Source organism: Acinetobacter sp. YH12094, assembly GCF_013419295.1.
Lineage (GTDB): Bacteria > Pseudomonadota > Gammaproteobacteria > Pseudomonadales > Moraxellaceae > Acinetobacter > Acinetobacter amyesii.
Genome location: NZ_VPAK01000012.1, coordinates 63,263 through 82,727, shown reverse-complemented (window position 1 = coordinate 82,727; position 19,465 = coordinate 63,263). Strand labels below are relative to the sequence as shown.

18 protein-coding genes are annotated in these 19,465 nt (G+C 42.6%); 13 read left to right on the top strand and 5 right to left on the bottom strand.

The window, feature by feature from the left end; all coding sequences use genetic code 11:
* Positions 1–88: 88 nt before the first annotated feature.
* The 7 genes from FTU34_RS10860 (at position 89) to FTU34_RS10830 (ending at position 6,824) form a co-directional block, all read left to right on the top strand.
* Entirely contained in the window at positions 89–919 is an 831-nt protein-coding gene (locus FTU34_RS10860; RefSeq protein WP_180035649.1) for an inositol monophosphatase family protein, read from the top strand.
* Positions 920–1,376: 457 nt separating this feature from the next.
* A complete protein-coding gene (locus FTU34_RS10855; protein ID WP_078189302.1) occupies positions 1,377–3,188 on the top strand; it encodes a DEAD/DEAH box helicase in 1,812 nt (603 codons plus the stop codon).
* 408 nt (positions 3,189–3,596) lie between these two features.
* Positions 3,597–4,415, top strand: coding sequence for an ABC transporter ATP-binding protein (locus FTU34_RS10850; protein ID WP_078192847.1), 819 nt, complete (start codon positions 3,597–3,599; stop codon positions 4,413–4,415).
* The gene (gene mlaE, locus FTU34_RS10845; RefSeq protein WP_078189301.1) at positions 4,412–5,191 is read left to right on the top strand and encodes a lipid asymmetry maintenance ABC transporter permease subunit MlaE; all 780 of its coding nucleotides are present in this window, start codon (positions 4,412–4,414) and stop codon (positions 5,189–5,191) included. Before FTU34_RS10850 ends, mlaE begins: the two co-directional genes overlap by 4 nt.
* Entirely contained in the window at positions 5,191–5,871 is a 681-nt protein-coding gene (locus FTU34_RS10840) for an outer membrane lipid asymmetry maintenance protein MlaD (protein WP_180024337.1), read from the top strand. The genes mlaE and FTU34_RS10840 overlap by 1 nt, the downstream gene beginning before the upstream one ends.
* A 17-nt stretch (positions 5,872–5,888) precedes the next feature.
* Positions 5,889–6,524, top strand: a complete 636-nt coding sequence (locus FTU34_RS10835) for a phospholipid-binding protein MlaC (protein WP_078189299.1) — start codon at positions 5,889–5,891, stop codon at positions 6,522–6,524.
* A 39-nt stretch (positions 6,525–6,563) separates the two neighbouring features.
* A complete protein-coding gene (locus FTU34_RS10830; RefSeq protein WP_218945760.1) occupies positions 6,564–6,824 on the top strand; it encodes a lipid asymmetry maintenance protein MlaB in 261 nt (86 codons plus the stop codon).
* A gap of 75 nt (positions 6,825–6,899) precedes the next feature.
* On the opposite strand, the gene FTU34_RS10825 is transcribed toward FTU34_RS10830, so the two are convergent.
* Positions 6,900–7,913, bottom strand: a complete 1,014-nt coding sequence (locus FTU34_RS10825) for a CorA family divalent cation transporter (protein ID WP_078189297.1) — start codon at positions 7,911–7,913, stop codon at positions 6,900–6,902.
* A gap of 155 nt (positions 7,914–8,068) precedes the next feature.
* Here FTU34_RS10825 and FTU34_RS10820 point away from each other — a divergent pair, with 155 nt between their 5' ends.
* Together FTU34_RS10820 and FTU34_RS10815 are read left to right on the top strand one after the other, a co-directional pair.
* Complete coding sequence (locus tag FTU34_RS10820; RefSeq protein ID WP_180035650.1) at positions 8,069–8,677, top strand: TIGR00730 family Rossman fold protein; 609 nt, start codon at positions 8,069–8,071, stop codon at positions 8,675–8,677.
* Complete coding sequence (locus tag FTU34_RS10815; protein ID WP_180035651.1) at positions 8,674–9,081, top strand: NUDIX domain-containing protein; 408 nt, start codon at positions 8,674–8,676, stop codon at positions 9,079–9,081. Before FTU34_RS10820 ends, FTU34_RS10815 begins: the two co-directional genes overlap by 4 nt.
* 45 nt (positions 9,082–9,126) lie before the next feature.
* Here FTU34_RS10815 and FTU34_RS10810 read toward each other — a convergent pair whose 3' ends face one another.
* Positions 9,127–9,759: a ComF family protein gene (locus FTU34_RS10810; RefSeq protein WP_180035652.1), complete on the bottom strand. Its 633-nt coding sequence runs from the start codon at positions 9,757–9,759 to the stop codon at positions 9,127–9,129.
* A 139-nt stretch (positions 9,760–9,898) separates the two neighbouring features.
* Entirely contained in the window at positions 9,899–11,944 is a 2,046-nt protein-coding gene (recG, locus tag FTU34_RS10805; protein WP_180035653.1) for an ATP-dependent DNA helicase RecG, read from the bottom strand.
* A 59-nt stretch (positions 11,945–12,003) separates the two neighbouring features.
* On the opposite strand from recG, the gene FTU34_RS10800 reads away from it, so the two are divergent.
* Complete coding sequence (locus FTU34_RS10800) at positions 12,004–12,780, top strand: NAD-dependent epimerase/dehydratase family protein (protein WP_180035654.1); 777 nt, start codon at positions 12,004–12,006, stop codon at positions 12,778–12,780.
* A gap of 121 nt (positions 12,781–12,901) precedes the next feature.
* Positions 12,902–13,513 (top strand): hypothetical protein, encoded by a 612-nt coding sequence (locus FTU34_RS10795; protein ID WP_180035655.1) that lies wholly within the window; start codon positions 12,902–12,904, stop codon positions 13,511–13,513.
* A 97-nt stretch (positions 13,514–13,610) separates the two neighbouring features.
* Here FTU34_RS10795 and plsB read toward each other — a convergent pair whose 3' ends face one another.
* On the bottom strand, positions 13,611–16,184 hold the full coding sequence (plsB, locus tag FTU34_RS10790; RefSeq protein WP_180035656.1) for a glycerol-3-phosphate 1-O-acyltransferase PlsB: 2,574 nt from the start codon (positions 16,182–16,184) through the stop codon (positions 13,611–13,613).
* Between the two features lie 287 nt (positions 16,185–16,471).
* Here plsB and FTU34_RS10785 point away from each other — a divergent pair, with 287 nt between their 5' ends.
* Both FTU34_RS10785 and FTU34_RS10780 read left to right on the top strand, forming a co-directional pair.
* The gene (locus FTU34_RS10785; RefSeq protein WP_180035657.1) at positions 16,472–17,344 is read left to right on the top strand and encodes an acyl-CoA thioesterase II; all 873 of its coding nucleotides are present in this window, start codon (positions 16,472–16,474) and stop codon (positions 17,342–17,344) included.
* A 249-nt stretch (positions 17,345–17,593) separates the two neighbouring features.
* Positions 17,594–18,853: a dicarboxylate/amino acid:cation symporter gene (locus FTU34_RS10780; RefSeq protein WP_171525930.1), complete on the top strand. Its 1,260-nt coding sequence runs from the start codon at positions 17,594–17,596 to the stop codon at positions 18,851–18,853.
* Here the strand turns inward: FTU34_RS10780 and FTU34_RS10775 are convergent.
* Positions 18,850–19,275, bottom strand: a complete 426-nt coding sequence (locus tag FTU34_RS10775; RefSeq protein WP_180035689.1) for a VOC family protein — start codon at positions 19,273–19,275, stop codon at positions 18,850–18,852. The two genes, FTU34_RS10780 and FTU34_RS10775, sit on opposite strands and share 4 nt — an antisense overlap.
* Positions 19,276–19,465 lie beyond the last annotated feature (190 nt).

Below are 19,465 nucleotides of genomic sequence, written 5' to 3'. Positions count from 1 at the left end.
TTCCCTAAAAGCCCTTATATTTGATAAGATATAAGGGCTTTTATGCATTATTCTTTATCAGTATCTTCAAATTTGTAGTGGGTGTTCAATGGAACCTATGGTGGTTATGGCTGCGCGTGCGGCTCAATTAGTTGGTCAAGAGCTTTTAAAAGCGCATCAAAATCGTCATAAACTCGATCTACAAGTCGAAGAAAAAGGAATTGATGGTCCAGTAACGCGTGTAGACCGTTATTTGGAACAATTGACTATCGATACCCTACGTAAAAGCTATAAAAATCACAGTTTCCTAGGCGAAGAGTTTGGTCTTCAAGAAGGTAAAGGTCACGACGCTGATTGGTGTTGGATCATCGACCCACTTGATGGCACATTAAACTTCGTTAATGGTGTTCCACATTTCTGCATCTCTATCGCAGTTCAACATAAAGGTGTAACTCAGCACGGTGTTATTTATGACCCTGTGAAAGATGAGTTGTTCTCTGCAAGCCGTGGTCGCGGTGCGATGATGAACCAACGCCGTATTCGTGTAAATGTAAGAGACAGCTTAGAAAACACGTTCCTTTCAGTGGGTCATGCGTATCGTAAAATTCGTAATGGCGAAGTGGTTTCTTATGCGAAAAACCATTTCAACTCATTGTTAAATGTGACTGAAGCCGGTGCTCAATACCGTCGTTCAGGTTCTGCTGCTCTTGATCTAGCATATGTTGCTGCAGGTCGTTTCGATGGTTATTTCGAACTTGGTTTGAAACCATGGGACATCGCTGCGGGTGAACTTATTGTAAAAGAAGCGGGTGGTACTGTGGTTGATGCTCGTGGTGGTAACGACTCAATGGACAATGGTCAAGTACTTGCATGTTCTATGAAAATGCTTAAACCACTTATGCAAGCTGTTGTTCCAGCTTGGGGTGAAGCTGCTAAATAATAGAACGCTTAGTTCGAGTTTATTGACAGAATAATGAAATAAAGCCCTCTTTATGAGGGCTTTATTTTTGTCTAATCGGTCAAAAATAAAGGCTTAAACACCTATAATTTAAAGCTTCTTACAAAAAACATTCTGAAGTTGACTAAAACAGGTGACATTTAAAAACTTTCTGCTATAATCGCCGCACGCACTAAATTTCGTTCATTACCTGAACATTCTCTTCTATCATTGTGTATGCGCGTTCCGGTCCAAAGAGAGGACGATATTTCGCGCCCCACCCAATCGCTAAGCGATTCCTTCAGGTTGCGGCTGTAATCATGTGTGCGTTATACACATCGTCGTTCTCGGATCGCCGCTGATTCTATATTTTCAGCGTTTTTTGCTGTGCCGCTTTTTGCCGATGTCCATCTGAATTTATATTTTTAATGGAGCACCCATTTTTGGGGTGAAATACTCTATGAGCAAAACTTTTGCTGATTTTCCTTTACATGAGTCGTTACAACTAGCATTACAAGGTCTAGGTTTTACTACTCCGACTCCAGTGCAAGAACAATCAATTCCAGCTGCATTAGAAGGTAAAGACCTTCTTGTATCAAGCCAAACTGGTTCTGGTAAAACTGCTGCATTCTTACTCCCAACTGTGAATGCTTTGGCTGGTCAAGACACTTTGATGTCTTTCAAAGAGCGCATGAAAGCGGTAACTGCACCGTCTATTCTTGTACTTTGCCCTACACGTGAATTGGCTCAACAGGTTAGCCAAGACGCAATTGCTTTAGTACGTCATATGAAAGGTGTTCGTATTGCTGCAATTATGGGTGGTATGCCTTTCGGTAAACAAATTCAACAGCTTAAAGGTGCACAAGTTGTCGTAGCGACTCCAGGTCGTTTACTTGACTTGGTGAACCGTCGTCAAATTAAACTAGACAACGTTGATGCGTTAATCGTTGACGAAGCTGACCGTATGCTTGACTTAGGTTTCTCTGAAGACCTAGAAGCGATCAGCGACTTGGCTGCTAACCGTAAACAAACATTAATGTTCTCTGCAACATTTGCGCCGCGTATCATTACACTTGCAGAACGCATGATGAATGATCCACAGCGTATTGCGATTGAAACTGGTCACTCTACAAATACTGACATTACTCAGACTCTTCACTGGACTGACGGTTTCGAACACAAGAAAAAACTTTTGACTCACTGGTTATCTGATGAGTCTGTAGATCAAGCAGTTGTATTCGCATCTACTCAAGAAGATACAGATATGTTGGCTGAAGAACTTGCAGAAGCAGGTCACTCAGTTGTCGCTCTTCATGGTGCAATGCCACAAACTGTACGTAACCGTCGTTTACGTAGCATTCGTGAAGGTCGTGCAAAAATCTTAGTTGCGACTGACGTTGCTGCACGTGGTCTAGACGTACCAACTATTTCTCACGTAATTAACTTCGGTCTTCCAATGAAGAACGAAGACTATGTACACCGTATCGGTCGTACAGGTCGTGCGGGCCGTACTGGTAACGCGATTACTTTAGCGACTTACCGTGAACGCGGTAAAATCCGTGCTTTAGAAGACTTCTTAGATGCACGTTTAAATGTGTCTGAAATTGAAGGTCTTGAGCCATCTCCACCTCCTGCACGCGGTAGCCGTGATGGCGGTCGTGGTCGTCGTGATGGTGGTCGCGGTGGTCGCGGTGGCTTCGGTGGCGGTCGTCGTTTTGAAGGTGAATCAAACTTCAAACGTCGTGAAGGCAACCGTGATGGCGAACGTCGTTCATTCGGTGGCGAAGATCGTCCACGTCGCGAATACAACAACGATCGTCCACGTCGTGAAGGTGGTTTCGAAGATCGTCCACGTCGCGAATTTAACAACGATCGTCCACGTCGTGAAGGCGGTTTCGAAGATCGTCCACGTCGTGAATTTAACAACGATCGTCCACGTCGTGAAGGCGGTTTTGAAGATCGTCCACGTCGCGAATTTAACAGCGATCGTCCACGTCGTGAAGGTGGTTTTGACCGTCGTTCTAACGATGACAACCGTGGTAACCGTGTAGATTACAAACCAGCTCGTGAAGGTTATGGCGATCGTCCAAAACGTTCATTTGGTGAAGATCGTCCACGTCGTGAATTCAACGGTGACCGTCCTCAACGTTCATTTGGTGAAGATCGTCCAAAACGTTTCGGCGATGACCGTCCAAAACGTTTCGGTGATGATAAACCACGTGGCGAACGCACTTTCGGTGAAGACCGTCCACGTCGTAAATTCAATGACTAATTGAATTTTGAAAGAAATATCGAAAAAACCGGTGGAAACACCGGTTTTTTTTTATGGATTTAAATTAGCTTTTTAATCAGAAAAATGTATACTTGATCAAACTTTATGTGTTTAATGATAATTAATATGAACGGAAACGCGTTGGCAAATATGCGTACAGTGATGATCGAGGTACTTATGCCTTATATCGGTTTGACACTCTTATTGTGTAATATCGTTTACTATATATACAATTATTTTAACTAAATTCTTCTATTGGGTTGAAAACATCCTCTATAAAATCGCATTAATAATAAAAAACAATTTACCTGATGGAATGCAGGGATATGCGCTCATGCAATGGTAACATTTTAAACTTCAATCCTTTATAGTATGCATGCTGAAAAAAATGCAGGAAAATCCTCAGCTATGAATAATCAAACGTCTTCTCAGACTCAGGCACTGATCGAAGTGAAAAACCTGAGTTTTAAGCGAGGAGAGCGCGTCATTTATGACAATGTCAGTTTAAAAATTCGTCGTGGTCAGATCACTGCAATTATGGGTCCATCTGGTACAGGTAAAACGACTTTACTACGTTTAATTGGTGGTCAATTGACTCCCGATAATGGAGAGGTGTTGCTTGATGGGCAAAACATTGCACAAATGTCACGTCAGGAGCTCTTCACTGCGCGTGCGCGTATGGGGATGTTGTTTCAGAGCGGTGCATTATTTACCGATATGTCGGTATATGAAAACGTAGCCTTTCCAATTCGTGCCCATACCAAGTTGCCAGAGCATTTGATCGCTGAAATTGTTGCGTTGAAATTAGAGTCGGTTGGTTTACGTGGTGCAGAACAAATGATGCCCTCTGAACTATCGGGTGGTATGAATCGTCGTGTGGCTTTGGCCCGTGCAATTGCACTCGATCCTGAGCTGATCATGTATGACGAACCCTTTGCAGGGCAAGACCCGATTGTGATGGGGGTTTTAACTCGCTTGATTCGTTCGCTACGTGAAGCTTTAGATTTAACTACGATTATTGTCTCGCATGATGTGGCTGAAACATTATCAATTGCAGATTACATCTATGTGGTGGCTGAAGGGAAAGTGCAGGGCGAGGGAACACCTGAGCAGTTAAAAGCACATGCCTCGCCTTTTGTGAAGCAGTTCTTGACGGGTTCGGTAGAAGGTCCGGTCGATTATCAATTCAGTCATCAGCCCTATTTAAATCATGAGGTTCGTTCATGAATGCTATTGCCGCATTAGGTAGACGCGTCATTGAACGTGTTCGAGGAATCGGCGTAGCAACCATTATGTTGCTGCAGATTCTTTTTTCCATGCCGACTTTACTTGGCGTGAAATTGTTTATTTATCAGATGTACCGTGTTGGTGTGCTTTCATTACTGATTATTGTGGTATCTGGCTTATTTATTGGCTCGGTACTGGGTTTGCAAATGTATAGCATTCTGTCGACCTTTGGTAGTGAAGCAATGCTCGGTACCGCCGTTGCACTGACGTTACTGCGTGAACTTGCACCTGTGGTGGCGGCTTTACTCTTTGCAGGTCGTGCAGGCTCTGCTTTGACGGCTGAAATTGGTTTGATGAAAGCCACTGAGCAGTTGTCGAGTATGGAAATGATCGGGGTCGATCCATTAAAACGAGTGATCTCGCCTCGACTTTGGGCCGGTATTTTTAGCTTGCCAATGTTGTCGGTGATTTTCGCTGCGGTCGGCATCATGGGCGGTAAATTGGTGGGTGTTGATTTTCTGGGTGCAGATGAAGGCTCTTATTGGAGTGGCATCGAGAACAGTGTGCAATTCTTTAAAGATGTCTTTAATGGCACCATCATCAAAAGTTTTGTTTTTGCATTAATTTGTACTTGGATTGCGGTCTATCAGGGTTATGCCTGTGTCCCAACTTCAGAAGGTATTGCAACGTCGACCACACGTACTGTCGTGTATTCTTCGTTGTGTGTTTTAGGTTCAGATTTCGTGTTGACTGCGGTCATGTTCGGAGGTATTTAATGAAATCACGTACGAGTGAACTGGCCGTCGGTTTTTTTGTCATTCTGTTTGCTATCGCTATTTTCTTCTTGGCGATGCGTGTGAGTGGTTTGGTCGGCAATAACATCGAAGACAGTTATGAATTGACCGCGACATTTGAAAATGTAAACGGGATTAAACCCCGTGCTAAAGTTACCTTAAGTGGTGTCAAAGTTGGTCAAGTGGAATCGTTGAAACTCGATCCTGTGACGCGTTTAGTGACAGCACATCTGATTATGGATGGCTCATTAACCTCTTACAATGCAGAACAATTAAAAGAAGTGCAAAAGAATGCACTCGAAGAACTGCGTTACACATCAGACTATGAAGCAGCGACACCTGCGAAACAAAAAGAAATGGAACAGCAACTGATTGCTAACATGAAATCCATCACCAATATCGATGAAGATGCTTACATTATGGTGGCAACCAATGGTTTATTGGGCGAGAAATATTTGAAAATTGTACCGGGTGGTGGTGTCAACTTCTTAAAACGTGGTGACCAAATTGGTAATACCCAAGGTACGATGGAAATCGAAGATTTGGTGTCTAAATTTGTGACCGGTGGTGCAGGGAACAAATCTGACAACACAGCAGATGCTGAACAAAAAACAGAAGCTGCTGACACAACAACGGCAGAAGAACCTGCATTTGTTGAATAATTTTTAGGAGAAATTAAGTGAACACATTGTTAAAACATACGCTTACAGCAAGTATCTTATCAACTATGATGGCAGGTACAGCTTTTGCTGCTCCAAGCGAAGCACCACCTGCATTTGTAAAAAAAGTGGCTGATGGCCTCATTACACGTTTAAAAGCAGACCACGCAAAACTACAAAATAACCCTGCGGCTGTGAAAACGATTGTTCGTCAAAACTTAGACCCGTATATCGATTCACAAGCGTTCACACGTATCGTGATGGGTACTTATGCAACGAATCAATACAGCTCAGCGGCTCAACGTGCGCAGTTTGAACGTAACTTCCGTGCAACACTGATCGAAAACTATGGTTCAGCTTTTGCTAAGTTTAGTAACCAAACATATAGCATGCGTCCTTATAAAGCATCGAACAGTAAGAACCCTGTTGTAACGATTGATTTCCATAACAACGGTGAAAAAATTCCAGTCTCTTTCCAGTTGGCGGATAAAGGTTCACAATGGAAAATCCGTAATATCAACGTTTCGGGTATCGACCTAGGCTTACAATTCCGTAATCAGTTTGCGGCAACTGTAAAACGTAATGGCGGTAACATTGATAAAGCAATTGCGAACTTCAAACCTGATGCTGATGCAGCATTGGACAAGAAAAAATAAGATAGGTGATGTGTGATTAAACTTCATCAACAAGAATTGATGGTTTCAGGCAAAATCGATTACAACAATGCCGAATTGTACTATCAAGACGGCTTGAAATTGATTCAACAACAGCAAGCTTTTCCCTTAGTGGTCAATCTTGCTGAGCTTGAGCATGGCAGTACTTTGGCTTTAGCTGTTTTGGTTCGTTGGTTACGTCAAACGCCAAAAGCGCAAGGTTTACAGTTTAAAGCAGTCCCTGAAAAAATGATGAAGATTATTCAAGCCTGTCATCTTGAGCATGACTTGCAATTGATCTAAAAAAAGCACCGTAAGGTGCTTTTTTTTATTTTAGCGGGACAAGAAACTCTCGCAAGTCTACGCAATAGGAAAGGATCAAATCCATTTCTTCCAGCGGAAGTACATCAATGGGCCAATAAAGAATGCCACGATGATTAAGCTGACCACGATAAAACTGGTTGTACCATGTGCGAATGGCAGTACATCGGTGTTCATCCCATAGACGCTAGCCACTAACATCGGTGGCGCAAGCATACTCGGTAAAATCGAGAATCGACGAATCGTATCGTTCTGCTCGGTGTTAATGAACCCAGAAGTGGTATCCAGTAAGAATCGAACCTTTTGGAATAAGAACGCATCATGCTCAACAAGAGAACGTACGTCTTCACTGAGTTCTCGGATGTCGGCATCATAAATATGACTGCCCAAGGCCCGAGGACGTGACAGGAAGGTGAGAACACGACGTAAATCGATCAGACACAGCTGAGCTTTCCCGAGCATATCTTCTAAATGCGCAAGTCGGGTAATCATGTCATCTAAGTCTAAAATCATCTCACGATGACGGTTATTCAGCACTTCTGTGGAATACTTTTCTAAGTCCTTGTGGATATCTTCCAAGATATCCGCAAGCTCATCGAGTTTGGCTTCTAAAAGACCCAATAAAATCCAAGTTGGATCTTTATAGTCAATTTCATAGTCATTACGACGCGCACGGGCACGAAAGGCACGGAAAGCCACAAGCTTTTCACCCCGTAAAGTGAATAAGCGCTCTTTATGCAAAATAAAGGCAACTGTCTGCACGGTAGCTAAGGTGCTGGCATTTTCTTCGGGTTCGCCATCGACCTGAAAATTTTTATTTTTCGTTAAAAAATAGGTGCTGATGTGCAAAATACCATCGTCATCACGGTAGAATCGTGCACTCGACGAAATATCTTCTAATGATTTTAATGTGGGTAAATTTTGATCATAGGCATCCATAATCCATTGCTGCTCTTCCTGAGACGGGGCAATGAGATCGAGCCAGACTAAATCCTGATGTAAATCGAAGTCACCATTGATGGTGACATCTTCCAGGCTACCGCGCTCTGTGGCGTAAAAGGCTTCAAGCATGTTGTCTTTTCCCCTTACGCAGTAAGTTAAAAATGAATGGGTGTATTTTAGACAAGGATTTGCTGAAAAACACTGTTCTAATGCTTAATTTATGAAAAAATCTGTTTAAAGTTGATTTTTCCAGCATAGCGTTCCTGATCTGATGGTGATTATAAATGAAATCTATCGCAATTTTCTGTGGTTCCGCCCTTGGTAACAATCCTGCCTATTTACAGGTGGCTGAAAAAGTCGGTCGTCATTTGGCGGCACAAGGCATCACACTGGTCTATGGTGGTGGTCGTTCAGGTTTGATGGGGGTTGTGGCAGATAGTGCTTTGCATGCAGGTGGGCAAGTCATTGGGGTGATTCCAAAAGTCTTGGTCGATAAAGAATTGGCACATCCCGATTTAACCGAATTGCATGTGGTAGAAAATATGCAACAACGGAAAACCAAAATGTCTGAACTCTCGGATGGATTTGTAGCGATTCCAGGTGGAGCAGGGACTTTAGAGGAAATTTTTGAGCAGTGGACGTGGGCTCAATTGGGCATTCATTTAAAGCCATGTGCCTTTCTCAATGTAGATGGTTTTTATGACGATTTATTGAATTTTCTAAAAACAACTGCAGAAAAAGGCTTTACCCATCCGCGTTTTATCGAAGGCTTAATTGCAGAAGATAATATTGAAACGATTGTTGAGCAGTTTCAACATTTCACTGCGCCAGAGCCGAAATGGGGCATGGTTGAACGTACAGCCTTTATCGCCGATTTGGAACAAGATAGATGAAAATTATCACTGTTGCCGCAGCCATTATTTTAAATGAACAGCATGAACTTTTAGTGGTTCGTAAAAAACACACGGCATTCTTTATGCAAGTAGGTGGAAAATTAGAACCCAATGAAGCTCCTGAAATCACCATGCTACGTGAAATTCAGGAAGAAATTGGTTGCGCTGCGCAGATTGAGCAATTCATTGGTCGTTTTGAAACGGCTGCTGCGAACGAAGTCGATCATCTATTGGTGAGTTATGTCTATCTGGTCCAGTTGCAAGGTGAACCGAAAATTGATGCGGAAATTGCAGCGATGCAATGGGTCAGCTTAGATGATACACAAACAAAACTCGCACCTTTAACACGTGAGGTGGTGATTCCTTGGGTGAAGCAGCAGGCGCGATCTCTTGTTGAAAGCTAAACCGCTTCGATTGCTCAGTTTCTTTATAGTGGTTGATGTTTGAAACTAAGGCTGTGCCGCAGCAATGCATGCGGCATATACCTGCGTGCAATGTAGCTGATGTAACAGCGTACTTAATGCATGGATTGAACTCCCCGTGGTCACCACATCATCGATGATGAGGACTTTACGGAAACGGCGTTTTTCAGTTGGGTCGATAATAAATTGCTGTTCGATATTTTCTAGGCGTTCTAGTCGACTTAAACCTTTTTGAGCGTGCTGTGCTTGACGAATCACTGGTTGCCAAACAGGGATGCGCAATTGCTTTGCCATCATGTGTGCAACGAGCAGCATTTGGTTGTATCCACGGTCCTTGAGGCGTTCAACTGAAATAGGCATGGGAACAATGGCCTGAACTCGAGCTAAGCGCATGCTTAAAAGGCTCTGTGCCAGTAAATTTTGATACTGCAATTGTTGCTCATACTTATAGCTTTGGATGATGCGATCTATTGGAAAATCATAGTGAAAGGCACAAGAGATGCTGTGTTCATGGCGATTAACCATTTGTTTAAACCAAGGCAGTTGTTCCCAGCAGTCAATACAAAGCGAATGATGTTGTTGTCGATCGATACTACAGAGTAGGCAAGGGGAAAAGCTCTGCATCCCTTTTTGGATGAAGTGTTGGATAGATTGGAGCATATTTTTATTCTAATCATTCTTTTTTGAGTATTCTGCACAGTTTGTGGTGAAGTGCAATCACAACACCACAGAAACCTGTTCGACAAGCTTATTGGTTAAAGCCAATCTTATTTTTAGGATGATCGAAACATCATCCTAATTATACATAGGCATAACGGGGTGCTTCAGGCAGCCATCGTTTTAAAAGTGCTTGAGCCTGTGCAGGATAATCATTTAGGACTTGTTGAGCCACATAGTGTGCCTGATTGAGTAAATGGTCATCTCGCTCCAATTTGGCTACACGAAAGCCCATATCTCCCGTTTGTTTGGTGCCGAGAAGTTCACCAGGGCCGCGAATTTCCAAATCTTTTTCAGCAATAATAAAGCCGTCATTGGTTTCACGCATGATGCGTAAACGCTCTTGCCCATTTTGCGATAAAGGATTTTTATACAGCAAAGCACAGAAACTGGCTTTGGCACCACGCCCTACACGACCACGTAGCTGATGTAATTGTGAAAGCCCTAAGCGTTCTGCATTTTCAATTACCATGATCGAGGCATTTGGGACGTCAACACCGACTTCAATCACTGTGGTTGCAATCAGTAATTGCAATTCATTATTTTTAAATTGCTGCATCACTGATTGTTTTTCATCGGCCTTCATTTTGCCATGAACCAGACCAATATTGAGGTCTGGAAAGCGTTCTTTAATTTCATTAAAAGTCGCTTCAGCGGCCTGAGCATCTAAAGTTTCTGATTGTTCAACTAAGGTACAGACCCAATAGGCTTGTTTACCTTCAGCACAATTGCTGGCAATCCGCTGTAGCACTTCTTCACGACGGTCAAGTGGAATAGTGACTGTTTGAATCGGTGTACGACCGGGTGGCAGTTCATCAATGACGGAGGTATCTAAATCGCCATAAGCCGACATCGCCAAGGTACGAGGAATAGGGGTTGCCGTCATCACCAGTTGATGCGGTGTCATGCCATTGAGACCTTTGTTTCGTAGCGCCAAACGCTGATCGACGCCAAAACGGTGTTGTTCATCAATAATCACTAAACCCAATTTGGCAAATTGTACATTGTCTTGAAATAAAGCATGTGTGCCGACCACTAAATTGGCTGAACCATCTTGAATACTTTGTTCTGCAGCAGCTCGAGCTTTCCCTTTTTGTTTGCCGGAAAGCCAAGACACAGTTAGACCCATAGGCTCAAACCATTTTTTGAAATTTAGATAATGTTGTTCGGCCAAAATTTCTGTCGGCGCCATCATGGCCACTTGCCAACCTTCCTCGAGCGCATGACAGGCTGCAACGCCTGCGACTAGGGTTTTACCTGCACCTACATCACCTTGTACGAGTCGCAGCATAGGTTTGTTTTTTTTCAGATCGACTGCAATTTCTTTGGACACACGTTTTTGTGCGCCGGTCATTTCAAATGGCAGCGTACTTAAAAGTTGTTTGGTGAAGTTCTTACTTGCAGAGAATGACGGTGCTTCGATTTGTTGAATATAAGCACGGCGGCTGAGCAAACTGACCTGATGGGCAACCAATTCTTCGAAAATTAAACGTTGCTGTGCAGGATGAGAACCTTGGCTGAGTTGCAACATATTGGCATCGACAGGGGGGTGATGAATATAGTCCAGCGCCTGTTTTAGGGCATAGCCATTGGTGAATTTTTCTGGCAGTAATTCAGGTAAGTCATCACTATATAACTGTAGTGCTTGTTTGACGTATTCACGTAGTTTGGGCTGTGTTAAGCCTTCGGTTGCGGGGTAAATCGCAGTGAGTTGGGTTTGTGGTAAAGGCGTGTGTTCAGTAATCACCTGTAGTTCAGGATGATACATTTCTAAGCCACGAGCACCAACACGGACTTCACCAAAAATCCGTAAACGATTGCCCGGTTTTACCCGATCAGTAATGCCTTTGTAGATATGGTAAAAACGTAAAGTAACTTTGCCACAGTCGTCATCCAGTAGGGCGGCCATCGATTTACGCTTTCCGGGTGGAAAGTCGATACTTTTGACTGTACCTTCCAGTAAATAACTTCGACCCACGGTCAATTGGTTCATGGGGATGATCGTGCTACGATCTTCATAGTCGCGTGGCAGATGAAACAAAAGATCATCTGTCGTGAAAATATTTAGTTTTTCAAGTAAAGCAGCGGCGGCATTGCCAACCCCTTGCAATTGATGGACGGAAGCCATGTCCCCTCAACTTCGGTTTATATGATCTAAATGGATCAGTTCTGAGAATAGGTCGTTTGATGCATATTCTATTTATCGGTTATGGTAAAACATCGCAACGTGTTGCTAAACAATTATTTCAGCAAGGTCACCAAATTACCACAGTGAGTCGTAGTGCGAAAGAGGATGATTTTGCAGAACATTTAATCCAAGATGTTCACCAACTGGATTTATCGCAGGTTCAACCGATTGATGCTGTCTATGTTCTTTTGGCTTCTGCACGTCATGCTCAATTCAATGCTGTGGATGCTTATCGATACACTTATGTCGATTCTGTACAGCCGATTGTTCAAGCATTAGCAAGTCATCCAATACAACGTTTAATCGTGGTGTCGTCCACTCGTGTCTATGGTGAGCATGCGGGGGAGCGCATTGATGATGACACTGTGCCACAACCGATCGATGAGCAGGGGATGTTGTTACGCGAAATGGAGCATCGCTACTCACAAGCATTTCCTACCGAATGCGTGATTGTACGTCCATCAGGGATTTATGGCACATCGACAAAACGAATGCAGAAACTGGCCGAAACGACTCATCGCTATCCCAATATCCATTGGTCCAATCGAATACATATCGATGATTTGGCAAAATTTCTGTGTCATCTACTTCACGTGGAACATCCTGAGAAATCATATATTTGTTCTAATAAACAACCTCAACCATTACATGAGCGGATCTTGGAATTACAAAGAGCTATGCATTTACCCGAATTGGTTTTAGAGAGCGAAGTAGAAACAGGTAAAAAGATTTATGCAACGCGGATGATGGAGAGTGGTTTTAAGTTGGAGTGTTGAGTATTTTGGGGTATTTAGATTTTGAATTTAAATAATTATTGAGTTTATTTGATAAAAACAAATGGTGCTTTAATATTTATTTATAAAGAATAATTCAATTCAGTTAACTATAAGGGGATTTATGTCGAGCTATATTGATTATATTAAGCTTTCCACAAGTGCTATTTGTGATGCTGTCATGACCTTTGATCAAGCACGTTCTGCTGAAAAAATGATGGGATGGGAATATATGGGAGAAGATAATTCTGCTTGGAAGGAAGGCCCTTATTTGTCATTGGGAGCAAATCAGAAAGATATGGATAGGAGCCAGCCATATTGTATGAGATCAAGTATTTATATGCGTGCAATAGCAGGAGTTGTTTTAGATAATCAATTTCATAATACGGGGAAAACACAGATACCTACATCAAAGCTTGAACCGCATCAATCGAGGGTTGAGCCTGTAATATCAAAGTTGATTATGATTGAACAATTTGAAATTTTTAAAGATTTTATGGTTTCGTGTGATGGTCCATATAATAAGAAACAAGTAGCAAAATGGGAGGGGAAGCTTCCAAATGATATTTTGAATGAAATATCAAGTTTAACAATAAGAAGAAATGCATTAACTCATGACATTGATTATGAACTTCCAACAATGAAAGAGGCTGTAGAGTTTTTTTATGCTTTAAGATACATAGTAAATAATTACTTTAATTTTTCTTCTGAAAAAAATGAAGATTCCAAAATTTAAAGCTCATTATCTCTAATGAACAGAGACAAGCCTTTTACAACTTGTCCCTGATTCTGCTTATATTCTTCCACTTTTATAGCGAAAAAATCAAAACGGTTTATTTCTTCTTACGTTTCAAGCGTTTTTTGGCTTGTTCCGCAGCAACTTTATCAAGTGCTTCTTTTAACTCTTCATCACTAAAGGTCGTAATGTGCTGCAACATTTGCAGGGTCACATCATCCAAAACGAGGTTGGCATATTGCGCAACATTTTGGAAATTTTCATCAAACACAATGGCGTTGTTTTCATTGGTGCTGATATAACCTTGTTGTGTTAAGACTTTAATAAAGCTTTGGAACAAGGCCTTATCAAAGAACTCTGGCGAGTTAAATTCATACAACACAGATAGACGTTGACCAACCAAGTGACTGAGTTCTTCAACCTGACGCGTAGAGATATTGCCCGAACCACGTTGTGTAATTAAAGCCAAAGTCATGTAGTAACGCTCAAGACTTTGCATTACAGGTGCAGCCAAGACTACTAACTGATTGTGCTGCTCTGAGTTAGGCGCAGGGGAGATCAGGTTGCCTTCTGTATCTTCAGAAATCAGTTTAGCTTTGATCAGTACTTCTGCATACGCACAGATCTGATCTTTAAGCTCTTCATTATTCCATTTGAGGAATAACTCAGCTTTTAAGAACGGATACAGTGTACGAATGACATTAATCAAATCACCACGGCGAATAGAACCATTATGTTCAACCAAAGCAGCAATGAGTGATGGCAAAATAAATGCGTGCAGGATGTTGTTACGGAAGTAGGTTAACAGCACCGCTTGATTATCAGCAATGGCAATAATATCGCCAAGGACATGATTAACACGTTTGATCAGCTTGAGTTTTAAACCATAAGCAATGATTTCTTTACCTGACAGCGGTGTCACTTGCATGCGCTCATCGTAAGGTAAGGCAGTTAAAAGATCGCGATAGGTATCTAACTGCTTAATGCAAATCTCTTCATCTAAAGTGTGTTTAGATGTTGCCAATAAAATCAGTGAAAGCAATGAAACTGGGTTCACCACTGCTGCACGGTTAATATTTTCTAAAATCACGTGTGCAGAACTGTTAATGGCATCCGAAACTTCTGGCGGAATTGGATCGTCATTCTTCTCGATTTTGATGTTGCTTGCATTGTGCTTTTTCAGCATATCATCAAGGAAAACTGGCTCACCAAAGTTCAAATGAACTTTACCGAAAATACGTTCGATCTTACGCAGAGTTTTCATAATCCCAATGATCGATTCGCCTTCTTTCGGCTTACCATTCATTTCGCCAACGTAGGTCGCACCTTCCATTAAACGCTCATAACCAATATAGGTCGGTAAGAACACGATTGGTTTGGCTGGATTGCGTAAATGACCATGGACAGTCATGGCGAGCATGCCGGTCTTCGGTGGTAATAAACGACCGGTACGTGAACGCCCACCTTCGATGAAGTATTCCAGCGGCGTATTACGCGCCAAAATACTGTAGAGGTATTCTTTAAATACGGTGGTGTAGAGACCATTGCCACGGAATGAACGACGAATAAAGAACGCGCCGCCGCCACGTAAAATTTGCCCGACAAATGGCATGTTCAAGTTATCACCCGCAGCAATGTACGGCACCATCAAGCCACGTTTATAGATCACATATGACAATAATAAATAGTCGATATGACTACGATGGCATGGGGTGTAAATGATCTCATAGTCTTTGGCCAGTTCACGAACGGTACTGAAGTTATGCACTTCGACGCCATCATAAAGCTGTGTCCACAGACGAGTCAGTGCTAAGTCAGCAAAACGTACTGTTGATGCAGAATAGTCAGAAACGATTTCATTTAAATAACCAATCGCACGACGTTCAGCTTCAACCATACTGATTTTACTGCGAATGCTTTCACGACGAATCGCATCTTGCACATCCGTAGATTTGATCAGGCCGTGCATCACATTACGACGGTCAGATAAATCCGGCCCCAAAACCACTTCACGCTGTGCATCTAAATAATCATTCAGTGTGCTGACAATATAAGTCGCAGGTGACAGGTTCGGATGTGTAGTTTTGGCATATTCAACCAAACGACGCAAAGACTGTGGTTCATGGAATTCAAGGTACGATTGACGACCGTGCAAACCAATATTGACCAGCTGCTTCACTTTGCTTGGTGTAGACCATGTATCGGTAAATAATAATTTAAACCAAGAATCTTCTTTATCGGGTTCACGACCCCACAGCACGGTTACAGGAACGAGCTCAACATCCGCATCAGGATTTTTTTCCAAAACCTCAATTAAACGCAATAAACGAGGTGGAAAGGCATGTGGCGGTGGATTGAGTAAGTTGTCTTCATCATGATGTTGTAAAAACACCACAGATGCTTTTTCTGTTTGCGTACCCACTGTCATTGGGTCGAGTGCAGGGTGTAGCTTTAAACGACGGGTTTCACCATCGACAATTAAAGCATTACTCCGTGAATGATTTTGCAGAACGTAGCAGGTAATTTTCGTTGTCTGTACGCCGGTATCTGTATCGGTTTCAGTCACTACAGGTTCTACAGGGACTTCACCTAAAACATGCGGTGTTACCACAAGGTCAAGCAGTTTACTCGAAAGCTTTCGATACATCTGACCAAAGCCGCTCTTGGACATACAAACTCCTACTTTTCATGACCAAACCACAGAGATTCTGAGGGGAATCTATTCTGCGTAATTGTACTTAAAAACTGTATGTCATTTTCTGACAAATTGCATAGATATTGTAAGATTTTATCGTTAAAAAACGTATTTTTAGCAGTTATATTGCATCAGCAAGGTGACAGATCAGTCAGCGAATCTTTAGGGTTTTAGTCTGGATTTATGGCAAAATGGAAAATATATTTAAACATCTGTTGATGTTGCCTGCATTAGCTTAATCCCGAATGATAGATAGGTTTGTTATGAATGCCTTAACACAAGAGTTGGTTGATTTACTCAGCCTTGAAAAATTAGAAGAAAATATTTTTCGTGGGCAAAGCCGAAATTTGGTCGGGAAACGTGTCTTTGGTGGACAGGTTTTAGGTCAGGCGCTACGTGCGGCATCTTATACGACAGATCGACCTGCTCATTCTTTACATGCCTATTTCTTATTTGGCGGTGATATCAGTGCACCAATCATTTATGAAGTAGATCGTATTCGCGATGGACGCAGTTTTGTGAGTCGTCAGGTTCGTGCGATTCAACATGGTAAAACCATTTTTATGTGTATGGTGTCATTTGCAGAGCAAGAAGACGGGTTGAACTACCAAGTTGCAGAGCCAGAATATCCAGCCGTCGAAGATTTAAAATCTGAAGCAGAGCTGAAACGAATGATGGTGGAGTTTGTCCCTGAAAACGTCCGTGCGTCTTTTATGCGCGACCGTCACGTAGAAATTCGCCCGATTGATCCACAAAACCCGTACCAACCGCAGCCTGCTGCGCCATCGTATGCACACTATATTCGTACCCATGATACGATTGCTGCCGATGTTGATGACATCTCTTTACATCAGGCTATTGCGGCATTCTATTCAGACTTTACGCTGATGACGACTGCACTACGTCCACATGGTTTAAGTTATTTATCACCAAGTTTGCAGTGTGCGAGTATTGACCATGCCATGTATTTCCATAAGCCATTCCGTGTGGATGAGTGGATGCTTTATGACATGGATGCCACCGTCAGTGCTAGTTCACGTGGTCTAAATTTCGGTCGCATGTGGCAAAACGGTGAGTTGGTCTGTAGTACGACACAAGAAGGCTTGATCCGTTTACGCGAAATTGAAACCCAATAAGCTTTGAGCACTATGTGTTAAGTCGTAAAAGCTGAATACTGGAAAAAACCGAATCTTCTGATTCGGTTTTTTTATGTCCATCATTTATTTGTATGAACTTAATTGCAGAATGGAGTTATCTAGTTAGGTTACAGTATACGTTGAATGGGGCTGAATTCGTGCTTTGCAGAATTGCAGCAGTACATGTGACAAAAAATTCCTCGATTCCCGGTGGGGCGCATGGCATAGTGCCTGAATAAAGGATGATAAATGCAAGGCACAATGAGCTTAAATACGCAGATTTTAATTGCCGCAATATTGGGTGTGGCATTTGGGTTTTTATTAATTCAGTTTCCAGAGACGCAGTTTTTATCCGCCAGCCTGTATGGCTTGGGGATTGCCAGTAGTATTTTTATTGGTTTGCTGAAAATGATCTTGGTTCCGCTGATCTTTAGTTCGATCGTGGTGGGGGTATCGAATTTACAAGCGGGTGGTCAGCTGAGTCGAACGTGGAAAATTACCTTAGCGTGCTGTGTCACTACCACAACTTTGGCACTGATCTTGGGTCTAGCATGCGCGCATATTTTTAAAGTCGGGCAGGGCGTGGACATCGTCATGTTCCAAGATGCAATGCAACAGCATCAAAGTCCTGACACCCTCACAGCAGGTTCATTCTTTACCAATTTTATTCAAAATACACTGATTAATCCGTTTAAAGCCTTTAGTGATGGCAACGTACTCGCAGTCGTGGTGTTTTCACTATTTCTCGGTGTGGCCTTGGTCAAAGGCGGTGAAAAGTTCCGAAGTGTGAGAAAGCTCAGTCAGCAATTTTTCGACATCATGATGATGATCATCGGCTGGGTGATGAAGCTTGCACCGATTGGTATTTTTGCATTATTGGCTAAATTGATTGCTACCGAAGATATTTCGGTGTTGAGTCGCCTCGCGGAGTTTGCTGCGGTGGTCACTGGCACGACGATTTTCCATGGGGCAGTGGTGTTACCTCTGCTGCTATGGATTTTTGGGAAAATGAGCCCACTGACATTTTTTAGAGGAACACGAGCTGCCTTAATCACTGCTTTTGCAACTAGTTCAAGTTCAGCAACGATGCCACTGTCGATGAAATGTGCGCAGGAAAATTTAGGCGTACGTCCTCAAACAGCAGGTTTTGTGATTCCATTGGGCACACAGTTGAATATGGATGGTACAGCGCTGTATGAAGCTGCTGCTGCCTTGTTTATTGCCAACTTGATGGGCTTAGATTTAACCTTGGGTCAGCAGTTAATTGTCTGTGCAACCGCCATGATTGCGTCACTCGGCGCGCCGGGTATTCCAAGCGCTGGAATGGTGACGATGATTATGGTTTTACAATCAGTCGGACTCCCTGCAGAAGCGATTGCGATATTGCTGCCGATAGATCGACTCTTAGATACGGTACGGACTGTGGTGAATGTACAGGGTGATATGATGATTAGCGTGGTGGTTGATCGTCATACGCGAGATGTAGATGAACCTGCGTTGTCGAATTAAGCAGATAAAGAACTAAAATGTGGGTTGTAGACGATCTCCCACAGATGCCCATCTAAGTCTTGAAAATAGCCTGTATAACCACCGTAAAACGTGGGCTGTGCGGGGTTAATTGTTTTTGCACCTGCGCGTTGGGCTTGGTGCATGATTTGATCGACGGCTGCGGGACTTTTAAAGTTATGTCCAAGAGACATTTGCGTTGGACAAAACGCTGAAGTGCTGATTTCTGTGTCATGACTAAGGCTATATTGTGGCCAGAGTGCGAGCTTTAAACCGTGTTGTAAATCAAATAATGCCACAGCGCCATGTTCAAATTCAGTCCCAATAATCCCTGCGCTATTAAGGCCTAAACCGTCCTGATAAAACGCGAATGCAGAGTGTAAATCTTTCACGGCCAGTGTGATGACGGAGATGTGAGCGTGCAGGGAGATGCTCCTGAATGGCTTATTTTTATTTTAGGATGAGGCTGAGTATAAATGCATTTTAAAGAGAATAGGGAGTTCGGAAGAACTATACTTTAAACCTCGAACTTATGACGACCCTATTCATCTTAAGTTTGTTGATTGCTCAATAAAAAAATAGAGCGTAATGGAAGTGAGCACAAAAAAAAGCAGG